A 13,218-nucleotide genomic window follows, 5' to 3' on the forward strand; every position below is an offset into this window, starting at 1 on the left:
CACCGTCGGTAGCTGTCACGAAAAAACCCTTACCGTGCGCGCGTCGCCAGCCTCAAAGCCAGCCTGACTAAGCCGTGCATACATACCCAAAAGCTGCCCATCGATGGCTTGATCAGCACCATCAGGTACCGGCCGACCCTGGTCGTCGAGCAACTCGCCGTCAAGACGTCGCGCCAGATCACGCCCCACGCTGGCCATACGACTAAAGGCCTGTTCATCAGCCGGGCTTCTGGGCAGGTCAAGCAGCAGATCGATGCGGCTGACACTGTCGGCTTTAACTTCGTGGGCATGCAGGCCATCAAACAAGACAGTAAAACGCGGTAGACCCGTGTCAGACATCCAGGCCAACTGCCCGTGATGCGACATAAACCCTATGTCTTTCAAAACACTTGATACGTCAGAAATGGCGTGCGGCTCGGAAAGGCGCAAAGCCAGCCCAACCTGGGCATCGAGATGTGCACAAACGGCATCGAGTTCTTTGGCCTGCTGCAAAACAGGCCCTTGCTCAGGGCCCTCAATGGCACCATCAAAGCGCTCTGCAAGCCCTTGAGCCGCTGTCCACAGCTGCGACCACTCAATATCAGTAAGAGGCCCGCTGCGGTTGGCCAGTAGCACTGCCAGCTGCATGGACATGTAGGTTTCTTGAGCGCGCAACCGGGCGCGGTGCCCACCACCTTCACGTTCGGCAAAAATGCGAACCGGCTTGTTGCCCACCCTGGTAAGGGTCTGCACGGCCTGATACAGGCTTTCGGAAGCAACACTCTGCGCAAAGGCAATATCGATAACCGCCTCAGTCGCGGGATCGGCTTCAGCCGGATCGTCGTCGGGAAGGTCTTCATCGGGCGCTCGGGCTGCGCCCAAGCCTGGTTCGCGCCGACCTGCGGCGGGCGTTGCAGACATGAGCGGATCTTGCTCGCGTTCGGGAAAATGCTGCTGCATCTGCTTGCGAACACGGCGATCTTGCCACCAATTGAATAAAAGCACGATCAGGATCAGTAAGATGCCAAGAAGAATCAATGCAATCTGCAAGTCGCTCATAGTCGGCCCCGCCGTGTCCCTAAATGTTTATGCGATATCACCATCAGACATCTGCCAGTTGCAGGGCAGATTCGATGTCTACCGCGACGATGCGTGATACCCCCTGTTCCTGCATGGTAACCCCAACGAGTTGTTTGGCCATCTGCATGGCAATTTTATTATGAGAAATGAACAAAAACTGCGTTTGCTCACTCATGCTACGTACAAGATTGGCATAGCGCTCTGTGTTGGCATCATCCAGTGGCGCGTCGACCTCATCGAGCAGACAAAATGGTGCAGGGTTGAGTTTGAACAAGGCAAAGACCAGCGCCGTTGCCGTCAACGCCTTTTCACCACCTGAAAGCAAATGAATGGTGCTGTTGCGTTTACCGGGAGGCTGTGCCATAACTTGCACGCCCGCATCGAGAATTTCATCGCCCGTGATGCTTAACCGAGCCTCGCCCCCACCGAAGAGCTTAGGGAACAGTTCGCCAAAGTGCCCATTGACGATGTCAAAGGTGTTTTGCAACAGCTCGCGCGTTTCGCGATCGATTTTACGTATGGCGTCTTCGAGCGTTTCGATGGCCGAGGTAAGATCCAGGTGCTGCGCATCAAGAAAACCTTTGCGTTCGCGCGCCGTCGTAAGCTCATCAAGTGCCGCCAGATTGACTGCACCCAGCCCCTCAACCAGTCGTGAGATGCGTTGCACTTCAGACTGCAGCCAACTCGTGCGGCGCCACTCGTCGGGCCGGCCATCGAGCAGCTCGCTCAACTGCGTGCGCTCGACACCGTGGGCGTCAATTTGCTCGGCAAACTGTTCTACCGCCAGCCTGGCTGCCTGCTCTTGCAGCTGCAGTTCCATGATGCGCGCCCGGCGCGGATCGAGCGAACGCTCAAGTTCAACCCGTTGTTCGTCAGCGGTACGCAGTTGCGCGGCAAGGTTATCGAGCTCGATGCGCGCGCGGTTCAAAGCTTCTTCACGTTCGGCGCGCAGTTCAACCGCGTCTTGCAGCCCGGCCTGAGCGGCCGAGGCATCAAGCTCGAAGAGTTCTCCCTGCAACCCTTCAAGCTCGGCATGAGCGCGTTGTGCCTGATCGCCGGCCAATTGCAGATTACGCTTCAGATCGACGATACGCGACTGCAGTGTACGTTCGGTATATTCGGACTCTTGAACGGCGCGCTCGACTTCTCGCAAGGCCTGCCGTGCCGCTTCAGCCTGCGACTGCAGGTCTTCACCCGACATCTCGGCATCTGCAAAAAGTGTCTGGTGCTCGGCAAGCTGACCGTCCAGCGTTTCGAAACGAATTTCGGCCTCTTCTTTGCTGGCCAGCAATTCTTCTGTCTGCGCCTTGATTTCGGCCAGTTCTTCATGAATGCGACGAGTTCGCTCACTCGACTGCTCGGCTTGCTGTTTCAGGCGCGAATGCCTAAGCTGAATATCGTGAAGACGTTGTGTAAGCTCGGCAACACGCTGACGTGCCGGGCCCTGGGACTGCGCCATCTGCTGATAAGCGGTATCGGCTCTGGCAGCCGTGCCCAGCGTCTGGTCGGCGATGAGCTGGCGCGCCTTGACATCACGGCGTAAATGCCCGATTTCTTGTTGCCTGGCAAGCAACCCGGCCTGCTCGGAATCAGGCGCGTAAAAACGTATGCTGTGCTGCTCGACGAGGTGACCTTCTTTGACCACATAGACGCCGCCTGGAGGCAGCTCAGCCCGCAGCGACAAGGCCTTGGTGACATCACTGCACACATAAACATCACGCAACCAGTCGTTGAGCAGAGCACGCAGCTCGGGGTCGGTAATACGTAGCAGCCCTGCAAGGGGTTGGGCGCCTGCCATCGCAGCCGGGGTTGGCCCGGGCACTGGCAGCTGGTAAAAAGTAAGGCGTGCTGGTGGTGCATCGCTCGCAAATGCACGGGCATGCTCAAGCTGACGCAGCTCAAGGCCTGCCATGCGCTCGCGCAGTACCGACTCGAGTGCGGTTTCCCAGCCTTCTTCAATATGCAGTTTTTGCCAGAGGCGGCCAAGGCCCGCAAGCTCATGATGCTGTAGCCATGGTTCTAGCGCCCCCTGCTTCTGTACATCTTCCTGCAGTCGCGTCAAGGCGCTAAGCCGCGCATCGAGCCGGGCCAAGGCCTGTGCTTCGTCGCGCGCCGTCACGTGCGCATTTTGCCGACTGTCATCAAGCTCAGGCAAACGCGCTTCGATTTCGAGCAACCTGCCCTGGGCTTCCTCAAGCTGCTCTTCCATGGCCAGACGGTCGCCGGCGAGACGTTCGAGCTCGATCTGATCTGGGGTATCTATGCCCTGCAACTCTTGTTCAAGCCGCTCCTGGCGCAGTTCTAGCGCCTGGATTTGCCGATCAGCGTCACGCTGCGCCTGCCCGACCAGCGCAAGTTCTTGCTCTACCTTGGCCAGCGCGACACGCATTTGATCACGCGATGCAGCAGCGGAACGAACCCGGCTTTCGATGTCAGGCAGGTTGTCCTGAGCCTGGTCGGCTCTGGCACGAGCTTCTTCGGTGCGGGCAGCTGCTTCTTCGAGATCGGCCTGCGCCTGAGCGATCTGCTCGGTACAGTGGGTTTGCTGATCAGCCCATTCTTGCAGCTGCACCTGCAGCTGCGAACGTCGCGTTTGCAGGCGGTTGCGTGCGTCAACCACATGCCGGATTTCTGCTTCGAGACGACTGACCTGCGCACCCGCTTCAAAGAGTTGACCCTGGGCTGCATGCACCGCGTCGCTGGCGGCATAGTGCGCCTGCCTGCGTGATTCAAGCGCCGACTCGCCGGCCCGAAGCCCCGCCATCGCTGCTTCAAGCTCAGTTTGAGCCTGCTCGATCTCGAGAAATTTGGCCTTTTGGTCTTCTTTGGCCTTGGCTTCTTTTTGCAGCCACAAGGCATGCTGCTTTTGTTCACCCTCTTCTTGCAGAGAACGGTATTTTTGCGCGACCTCTGCCTGAGACTCGAGTTTGTCGAGCTGGCTGCCCAGCTCTCGCAGAATGTCTTCGAGGCGGATGAGGTTTTCGCGGGTATCGCCCAAACGGTTTTCGGTTTCGCGGCGACGCTCTTTATAGCGTGACACGCCAGCAGCCTCTTCGAGGAAAACGCGCAACTCTTCGGGCCTGGCCTCAATGAGCCGGTTGATCATGCCCTGGCCGATAATGGCATAGCCACGCGAGCCCAAGCCTGTGCCCAGAAAGATATCGTGAATGTCGCGACGCCGCACCTGCTGGTTGTTTACCAGATAGCTACTGGTACCGTCGCGTGTCAGCACCCGCCGCACGGCGATTTCTGAGTACGCGCTCCATTGCCCTGCTGCACGGCCCTCGCTGTTGTCAAACACCAGCTCTACAGACGCCCTGGCGGCAGGCTTACGGTTGCCCGAGCCATTGAAAATGACGTCTTGCATGGACTCGCCACGCAGTTCGGATGCCCGGGTTTCACCCAGCACCCAGCGCACGGCATCGATAATGTTTGATTTGCCGCAACCATTCGGACCCACCACACCCACCAGCTGACTGGGCGTGGGAATAACTGTCGGTTCGACAAAGGATTTAAAACCGGCGAGTTTTATTTGGGTGAGACGCACAATAAGCGAACGGTAAAATATCGGCACCCGTTGTCAAACGGGGCTGCCGCGTGATCGGGATAGGCGCTGCCGACAGATTACCTTGTCAGCAGAACCGGCTCGTATGATAACGCACCTTAGCACCCGTACCGCCCAAACGGCAAAACACGTTATTATTTTCAGTCTTGGAGTATGCTCAGCGCTATACTCGTGACAATTTTTGGCCCACCCATCTGCGGTTTGGGCTCAGGCAGCAATAGCAACGAGACTTTCCATTGAAAAAAGGCTTCTATCTGGTCATGGCAGCCCAGGCGTTATCGTCTGTGGCGGACAATGCTTTGCTCATTGCCGCCATAGCACTCATCGCTGATTTGCAGGGGCCACACTGGATGGCGCCGATGATGAAATGGTGGTTTGCGCTGGCGTATGTTGCACTGGCCGCGTTCGTTGGCGCTTTTTCAGACGCCTACCCCAAAGGCCGGGTCATGTTCATCACCAATGCCGTCAAAATCTGCGGCTGTCTGCTGATGTTCAATTATCGATCATTCGGGTTCGACCACAATGACCAGTTGTTGCTGGTTTTTGCGGCCTATACGCTGGTGGGGGTTGGGGCGGCCGCCTATTCACCCGCCAAATACGGCATCGTCACAGAAATGCTGCCACCCGAGCTGCTGGTTAAGGGCAACAGCTGGATCGAAGGCCTGACCGTGCTGTCCGTCATTATCGGCACGGTAGTTGGTGGCCTGCTCATCAGCCCCTATGTCTCTGACGCGCTGCTAACGCATGCCTGGTTGAGCGGGCTGGTACAGACCCGCACCGAAGCCGCTATTTTCGTCATCGCGCTGGTCTATCTTTTGGCTGCGCTGACCAATCTGCTCATCCCGCGTACCAATGTGCAATACCCCAAACAGCAAACCAATCCGGTCAGGCTGATACGAACCTTCACCGGCTACGTCAAAGTACTCTGGAGCGACAAACTGGGGCAGATCGCGCTGGCAGTAACAACCCTGTTCTGGGGTGCTGGCGCCACCTTGCAGTTTATCGTCATTGAATGGGGTGCTCGTCACCTGGGGTACAGGCTGGATCAAGCGTCGTTGCTTATGGGAGTTGCCGCACTGGGCACCGTAGGCGGGTCTATCTTGGCTGGCCGGGTGCCACTCAAGCGCGCGCTGTCAGTGCTGCCCATGGGGGTGTTAATGGGCTTTGCCGTCATGCTTATGACCCTGGTGCACGATCGCTGGGCGGTGTATAGCGTGCTGCTGCTTATCGGCGCGCTGTCAGGTTTTTTTGTGGTGCCCATGAATGCAATGATCCAGCACCGCGGCCATGTATTGCTGTCTGCGGGCCACTCAATTGCCGTACAAAACTTCAACGAGCAACTGAATATTCTGCTGATGCTCACGTTTTACAGCCTGCTGCTTTGGCTGCGGCTACCCATTAACGCCATCATCATTATTTTTGGCTTGCTGGTAGCCTTGCTGATGATGGTTATTATGCGATGGAACCTGATCAATCATCGCAAAAACCCGGGGCTAGAAAACACCATCGGGCAACACGGGCACGGCCAAGCTCTGCGGCGCGCCAGATAGCCGGGCTGTCAAGCCACTTATGCCAGTGCTTTGGCCAGGTTGAGATCTTGCCAGACATCAGCCTTATGCTGTGGCCGCATGAGCAATGATGCCGGATGATGGGTCACGACAACGGGTATTTCCTGGCCGGTTTCGCTGATAAAACGATGAACCTGCCCACGCAAGGCATCGAGTTCAGCTTCAGAACCCAATACTGACTGCGCCGCTACGCGCCCCAAGACCAGAATGCGGCCTGGCTTGAGCAGCGTAATCTGGCGCTGCAGGTACGGCATGCAGGCTTCGATTTCTTCAGGTGCAGGCGGGCGATTGCCCAATGGACGGCATTTCACCAGATTGGTAAAAAATATGGGGGAATCGGGCGGTATGCCAATAGATGCAAGCATGGCCTGCAACAAAACACCGGCCTTGCCCTGAAAAGGCACACCTTCGCGGTCATCATAGTCGCCGGGTGCCTCGCCCACCACGAGCCAGTCAGGTGATTGCGCCATGCCAGCGCCGAATACAGCTTGACTGCGCCCATGATGCAGGTCACACGCCTTGCATACAGCAATACTGGCCTGCAAGGCATCCCAGGTGTCAGGTATTTCTTGCGGCGTGCGCGGTGGCGTGTGCGGCGACGCCTGAGCGACAACTGCAGGCGCTTTCGCAAGCCCCGCACCCGACTTCATAACGGCGAATGCCTCGTCGCGTGCTGCCATGGCATCAGCGGCGTGCCTGCCAGCTATGCTATCGGTCGCATCGGCAGGGTTGGATGCAGCTCGGCTTTGTGCAAGACCTCTGTCGTCGCTGGATACGTCATGCATAGCGCGAGCCAGCCCAGCCTCATGCCCCGCCACGCGTGCTGAAACGCTTGAAACGTCTGCTTCACCACCTTGCGGCGCTTGCGGCCCTGCAGCTGCCTGACCGAAAGGTTCGGCGTCAGCCACATAATGCGCCAGCATTTGACGATCTATGCCAAGCTCTTGCAGCCAGGCAAGCTGAAGAGCATCGAGCCTGGGTGCATTCATTGGCTTGCTCCCGACTGCCCCGGCGCACCTGAAAGCGGCACCGCCCCCTTCTTGCCGCCAGTATCAGCAGGCAAGTCGGCATCAAGATTTTTCTGCATAACCAGCCCGTCTTCACGCTGCCCATGACCAGCAGGATAGTACGCTTTGCGTGTGGCGATCACCTGGAAGCCCAGACGTTCATAAAACGTAATGGCCTTTTCATTGGAAGGACGCACCTCAAGCAGCAAAGCGGGCAGACCGCGCTCGCGTGCGCGTCGCTCACAGTGCTGCAACAGCGTATTGCCGACGCCATGACTCTGACAATCTGGGCGTACTGCAATAACCAGAATATGCGCAATATCAGGCGCATGCATGGCCATGTAAAACCCAACCACTGCGCCGCCTTGCCTGGCAACCCAGGCTGAATAGCCAGCATCCAGGCCATCGGCAAAATTGCCACGTGACCAGGGAAACGACTGAACCGAGCGTTCGATATCAGCAACGGCGTTGAGGTCATCGCGCCTCATCACATCAATAATGACCTGGCCAATACCCGGAGCAACCACGGTGGGCTCTAGCATCGGCGCACGCGGATTGCCGCCAGCGCCTTCCTGGCGTTCGGCAGTGGTAAAGGCAACCTTATTGCGCACGTACAAAGGCGCTGCCAGATCGGGAGATACCGCCCTTCCTGCATGCCAGTCGCGCAGCGCCAGACGGGCAATACCCTCGGCACTGGCCCGCAGCGCCGGCCCTACCGAGAGCCAGGCACGCTGCTGCGCCAGAAAAACCAATGCTGGGTACTCAGCAACCGCATCACCCAGCAGTCTGATGCCATCTTTTGGCTGGCCAGCAGACCTATACGCCTGATCGAGCCAAGCCCCGACATCATCAACGGCCAGCAATACGGGCGGCTGCAACATCTTCCACCCCTGTGTGCCTTCAAGGCCATAAGCCGCAAGGTATACCTCGGCCATGCGTGCGTCCTGCACCACAACCCGTATTGCGGCAGGCATGTCACCCCGTGCAGCGTAGTCTTGGTCAGCGACAGCAAGCAGTGATGACACCGGGATAACGGGCATGTTTAGCGCAAAAGCAATGCCCTGAGTGACACCGCAGGCCACGCGCAGCCCCGTAAAGCCGCCAGGCCCCTGGCCAAACGCAATGGTTGAAACTTGGTTACGCTGGACCCCGGCGCTCGCAAGCACCTCATCTATCATGGGCAGCAAGCGTTCGGCGTGTTCGGCCGTGGCGTCGTGGCTAGCCGACTGAACGGCGACCCCTTCTTGCGATTGAGAAAGAAGGGCCACGCCGCACAGGCTGGAGGAAGTCTCGAGGGCGAGAATATGCAGTGTCATAGGAAGCCATTTTATACGGGGATACTGCCTCTGCGCCCAAGTGTGACCAAATGCTCGCCTGCGAGGCATCACAAGAGTACACTTGCAGGTAACGGCTCACATGCTTTCGCACCCGGCGCACCGAACCATCGCAGGCATTAACAATTACTACGCATGCCGCGCCCGCGCTGTTGCCCCACCAATAATCAGTTCAAAAGCATAATTAAAGACATTGTTGGATAGTAAGATCGCACCGCTCGTAACGGCTATTTGTAACAATTAATACCGTCAACAGAACAATTGCTTCACAAAAATGTAACACTGAAATCGACGAATCAATTAAGATGTAATTTGTTGCTACGCACCCCTGTACGGGTTTCCTCTACCCTGTTACATTTTCCACCATGAATACTCAGAACCAAACGCTCTCTCGCAAAATTCTCATCGTCGATGACGATCCCCGGCTGCGCGATTTACTGCGCCGCTATCTTACAGAGCAGGGGTTTAATGTCTTTGTCGCCGAAGACGCCAAAGAAATGGGCAAGCTGTGGCAACGCGAACATTTTGATCTGCTCGTGCTTGACCTGATGCTTCCTGGTGAAGACGGCCTGTCTATCTGTCGTCGGTTACGTGGCGGACACGACAACACCCCCATTATCATTCTTACGGCCAAGGCCGAAGAAATCGATCGTATTGTTGGCCTCGAAATGGGCGCTGACGATTATCTATCCAAGCCGTTCAACCCGCGTGAACTGCTCGCCCGAGTTAATGCCATTTTGCGCCGTCGTGGCACAGAAGAGCACCCCGGTGCGCCCAGCCAAGAAAACGAGTCCATAGAATTCGGTCCCTACGTACTTAACCTGTCCACGCGTACGCTTATGCGCAACGACGAGCAAGTACCTATCACCACCGGCGAATTTTCTGTACTTAAAGTGTTTGCGCGTCATCCAAAAATACCGCTGTCACGCGACAAGCTCATGGAGCTGGCGCGAGGCCGCGAGTACGAAGCATTTGACCGCAGCCTCGATGTGCAAATTTCTCGTCTGCGTAAACTGATCGAGCCCAATCCTTCCAAACCCGTCTTTATTCAGACGGTATGGGGGCTGGGATATGTATTTGTGCCCGATGGGGGCAACTGATCATTTGCTGGCGCCTTAAGCTGGCAACATAATGGCTCAATCGTCTCCCCTAACAGCGAAGCGCGCCTCGCGCCTTCGCCTTGGCTTGTTCAGCCGCTCCTTTCTACTTCTGGCTGCTCTTATGCTGGTCAGTCTGGGGGCGTGGCTGCAAGTCTTTTTCAGCATGGAAGAGGGTCCGCGCGCCATCCAGATGGCCCAGCGGGTAGCGACGGCCGTCAGTATCACACGCTCTGCCCTCATTTACGCACCGCCAAGTGTACGGCCCGCCCTTTTACTCGACCTGGCAACCAAAGAAAGCCTGCGCGTTCAGCCGCGGGATCAGGCCGACACGCTGCAGCCACTGCCCGACTCCAATTACTGGAATCATGTCGCTCAAGAAATCCATTCGCGCCTGGGCGGTGACACTAATGTCATGTGGAGCGTCAACGATGTCCCTGGCATCTGGGTCAGCTTTGAGATTAATACCGACCAATACTGGCTGGTATTTGATCGCGAACAACTGGGCCTGACTGCTGGCCCAGAATGGCTGGGCTGGGGCGCCACCGCGCTGCTTCTCGCGCTCATCGGTGCCGCAGTCAGTGTACGTTTCGTCAATCGACCGCTCGCCCGGCTGGGCAACGTAGCGCGTCAGCTGTCCCGTGGTGAAACCCCTACCCCTTTGCCCGAAAAAGGCCCGGCCGAAATCCGCGACATGAATGTGGCCTTTAATCGCATGGCCCGCGATATACGGCAGGCAGAAGCTGACCGCGAGATCATGCTTGCCGGCATATCGCATGATTTGCGCACGCCATTGGCCCGGATGAGGCTAGAAATCGAGTTAAGCAACGTCACCGACGAAACCCGCCTGGCCATTGACGAAGACCTGGCCCAGATTGACCACAGCATCGACCAGCTGATGGAATACGCTCGACCTGCCGGGCAGGCGCCAGAGCAAGGCATTGATGTGTCGTCAGTACTGGGCGAGCTGCTCGAACGCGAACGCAGTCACACCGAATCGTTGGGCGGTATCTTGACGGGGTCCATCGAACCCGGGCTGTATGCCAAGATCAACGCCTACGACCTTAAGCGCGTCGTCAGCAACCTTATCGAAAACGCCCGACGTTATGGGCGCTCACGCTCTGACGACAAAGTCCGCATACAGCTTGTGGCAAAGCAACAAGGTAATGTTCTGGCCATTGAAGTAAAAGACCAGGGCACAGGCATTGCCCCTACCGATATACAGCGCCTGTTGCGGCCCTTTTCGCGCGGCGAGTCGGCGCGCACCGGGGTTAGCGGTGCAGGTCTGGGCCTGGCCATTGTTGAGCGCTTGCTGGGCCAGGTCGGTGGGCAACTCCAGCTGCTTCCAGCAGCGGGAGGCGGGCTTGTGGCGCGCATAGAATTGCCCAAAGCCCGTATCAGAAATTTTCCAGTAGACAATCAGGGCTGATGTTCGCGTAGAATCAAATAGAATCTATGTCAGAGGCAAGCGCATCGCTCTGCCTGACACTACGCAATCAGGACCTTTATGAAAACCATAGGCGACAAACTCGAACCCTTTAAAGTAGCAGGCGTCAAACCGGGCTTTACCCATTACGAAGAAAACGGTATGTCTGCGCTCGAAGAAATCACTGAAAGTTCGTTTCCAGGCAAATGGAAAGTCATTTATTTCTATCCCAAAGACTTTTCCTTCGTCTGCCCTACCGAAATCGTAGGGTTTAACAACCTGACCACTGATTTCGACGATCGCGATACGGTTCTTATGGGCGGTTCGAGCGACAACGAGTTTGTAAAGCTGGCCTGGCGCCGCGAGCACCCAGACCTGGCCGTCGTGGCGCATTACCAATTTGGCGACACCAGTGGTGCGCTCATCGACCAACTGGGCATACGCGACAAAACCGACGGCTGCGCCTTCCGAGCCACATTTATTGTCGACCCAGATAACATCATCCAGCATGTTTCGGTCAACAACCACAATGTGGGCCGCAATCCCGAAGAAATTCTGCGCGTGCTCGATGGCCTGCAAACCGAAAGGCTGTGCCCGTGCAATCGGTCTGTAGGTGGCGATACGCTGTAGCCACCCGTTCGCTCGACGATACGGCACAAGCGGCCGGTGATTGCCGCTCAGAGGCGGCTCACTCATAAGCCCATCTTAACGTCGAGCCAGCAGGGCCACCACCGTCGCGGCAATGCCTTCTTTGCGGCCAAGATACCCCAAGCCCTCGTTGGTTTTGGCTTTTATATTGACGTCGCCAGCCTGCAATTGAAGATCGTGCGCAATATTGTCAGCCATTGCGGGTGCATGCGGCCCCATTTTTGGCGCCTGTGCATGTATGGTGGCATCTACATTTACCACATGCCACCCTGCGTCTCTGACCTTTTGCATGGCGTCACGCAACAGAACACGACTGTCGGCGCCCTTATAACGGGCGTCAGTGTCAGGAAAATGCCGACCTATGTCACCCAGCCCGGCCGCACCAAGAATTGCATCGGTTACCGCATGCAGCAGCACATCGGCGTCAGAGTGACCCAGCAGCCCATGCGAATGCGGAATACACACACCGCCGATGATCAATGGGCGGCCTTCAACCAGCGCATGCACGTCAAACCCCTGCCCTACACGAAACGGAACACTCATTCTTTCTCCAGACATGCTGACCACATGGCCCGCAATACGTATACATAAACATCTAACGACGCCATGCGCCGCCTCTAACCGCCGGGATGGCCGCTGCGCAGCAGACGGATCACAACCATTTTTCCATGAGCGCGAAGTCTTCAGGCCAGGTAACCTTGAAATTACGCACCGACCCCGGAACCAGGCACGGCGTATAGCCGGCCCGCTCAAGCGCTGACGCTTCGTCAGTAATAGCGTCAAAATAAGGCGCGGCCGCTTCAAGCGCTGCAAGCAGACGACCGGCCAGAAACATTTGGGGCGTTTGAGCCAGCCACAAGCCATCGCGCGGCACAGATTCTGCCACAACCGCAGCGTCTCGCGATGACACCTTAGATTGTGGGGCACCCACACGATGCTCGGATGTGCCGCAGCTCTCGCCGTCTGGCGTCAAAGCGCTACTCGGCACACTAACACTCGTCTTGACGTGCTGTACCATGTCAGCAGTGTCATGAGTGCTGGCCGCACGCTTGACCGTATCGGCAACGGGTTGTGCAAGCAGGCCACCTGCCCTGTTACTCAGGCATGTATCAATAAGACGGCCGAGCGCATCAATAGGCAGACCCGGCCTGGCTGCGTCGTGCACCAGCACCCAGTCGTCGGGATCGAGTCTTGCGTCGCGCAGCGCCGCCAACACCGTTTCTGCCCGCGTAGGGCCGCCGCAGGGGCGCCACACCGTGCGCGGCAACCCTGAGAGCACCTGTGCCACCCATGGGTCGGAAGCCGCCACTGCGACCCTTACCTGAGCAATACGAGCATCAGCCAGCAACGCCTGCACCGACAAGCGCAACATGGGCTCACCGTTGAGCAGACGATATTGTTTGGGCAAGGCACGCGCCGTCAAGCCGGCGTCATTGGGCCCTTTACGTGCGGTCAGCGCCCTGGCGCCGATGCCTGCGGCAGGAACAATTGCAATCAGTTTCTTGTGCATAAGA

At 57.4% G+C, this 13,218-nt stretch carries 10 protein-coding genes; 4 read left to right on the plus strand and 6 right to left on the minus strand.

Annotation, left to right across the window (positions count from 1 at the left end):
* Positions 1–15 precede the first annotated feature (15 nt).
* Positions 16–1,038 (minus strand): cell division protein ZipA C-terminal FtsZ-binding domain-containing protein, encoded by a 1,023-nt coding sequence (locus FQ179_RS21945; RefSeq protein WP_149399851.1) that lies wholly within the window; start codon positions 1,036–1,038, stop codon positions 16–18.
* Between the two features lie 43 nt (positions 1,039–1,081).
* Positions 1,082–4,606, minus strand: a complete 3,525-nt coding sequence (gene smc / locus FQ179_RS21950; protein ID WP_149399948.1) for a chromosome segregation protein SMC — start codon at positions 4,604–4,606, stop codon at positions 1,082–1,084.
* A gap of 254 nt (positions 4,607–4,860) precedes the next feature.
* Here smc and lplT point away from each other — a divergent pair, with 254 nt between their 5' ends.
* Positions 4,861–6,174 (plus strand): lysophospholipid transporter LplT, encoded by a 1,314-nt coding sequence (lplT, locus tag FQ179_RS21955; protein ID WP_149399853.1) that lies wholly within the window; start codon positions 4,861–4,863, stop codon positions 6,172–6,174.
* 17 nt (positions 6,175–6,191) lie between these two features.
* Here lplT and FQ179_RS21960 read toward each other — a convergent pair whose 3' ends face one another.
* The gene (locus FQ179_RS21960; RefSeq protein WP_149399855.1) at positions 6,192–7,181 is read right to left on the minus strand and encodes a uracil-DNA glycosylase; all 990 of its coding nucleotides are present in this window, start codon (positions 7,179–7,181) and stop codon (positions 6,192–6,194) included.
* On the minus strand, positions 7,178–8,515 hold the full coding sequence (gene tsaB / locus FQ179_RS21965; protein ID WP_149399857.1) for a tRNA (adenosine(37)-N6)-threonylcarbamoyltransferase complex dimerization subunit type 1 TsaB: 1,338 nt from the start codon (positions 8,513–8,515) through the stop codon (positions 7,178–7,180). The genes FQ179_RS21960 and tsaB overlap by 4 nt, the downstream gene beginning before the upstream one ends.
* 383 nt (positions 8,516–8,898) lie before the next feature.
* On the opposite strand from tsaB, the gene ompR reads away from it, so the two are divergent.
* The 3 genes from ompR to FQ179_RS21980 all read left to right on the plus strand — a co-directional run bounded on the left by ompR (position 8,899) and on the right by FQ179_RS21980 (position 11,686).
* Entirely contained in the window at positions 8,899–9,633 is a 735-nt protein-coding gene (gene ompR, locus FQ179_RS21970; RefSeq protein ID WP_149399858.1) for a two-component system response regulator OmpR, read from the plus strand.
* Positions 9,634–9,664: 31 nt separating this feature from the next.
* On the plus strand, positions 9,665–11,059 hold the full coding sequence (locus tag FQ179_RS21975; protein ID WP_255475104.1) for an ATP-binding protein: 1,395 nt from the start codon (positions 9,665–9,667) through the stop codon (positions 11,057–11,059).
* A 78-nt stretch (positions 11,060–11,137) separates the two neighbouring features.
* A complete protein-coding gene (locus tag FQ179_RS21980) occupies positions 11,138–11,686 on the plus strand; it encodes a peroxiredoxin (protein WP_149399860.1) in 549 nt (182 codons plus the stop codon).
* 75 nt (positions 11,687–11,761) lie between these two features.
* Here the strand turns inward: FQ179_RS21980 and ispF are convergent, their stop codons facing one another.
* Together ispF and FQ179_RS21990 are read right to left on the minus strand one after the other, a co-directional pair.
* Positions 11,762–12,247 carry a 2-C-methyl-D-erythritol 2,4-cyclodiphosphate synthase gene (ispF, locus tag FQ179_RS21985; RefSeq protein ID WP_149399862.1) on the minus strand — a complete coding sequence of 162 codons (486 nt, stop codon included), beginning with the start codon at positions 12,245–12,247 and terminating at the stop codon, positions 11,762–11,764.
* Between the two features lie 109 nt (positions 12,248–12,356).
* Positions 12,357–13,214: a 2-C-methyl-D-erythritol 4-phosphate cytidylyltransferase gene (locus tag FQ179_RS21990; RefSeq protein WP_149399864.1), complete on the minus strand. Its 858-nt coding sequence runs from the start codon at positions 13,212–13,214 to the stop codon at positions 12,357–12,359.
* Positions 13,215–13,218 lie beyond the last annotated feature (4 nt).

The sequence above is a fragment of the Pusillimonas sp. ANT_WB101 genome, assembly GCF_008369125.1.
In the GTDB taxonomy this organism is placed as follows: domain Bacteria; phylum Pseudomonadota; class Gammaproteobacteria; order Burkholderiales; family Burkholderiaceae_B; genus Allopusillimonas.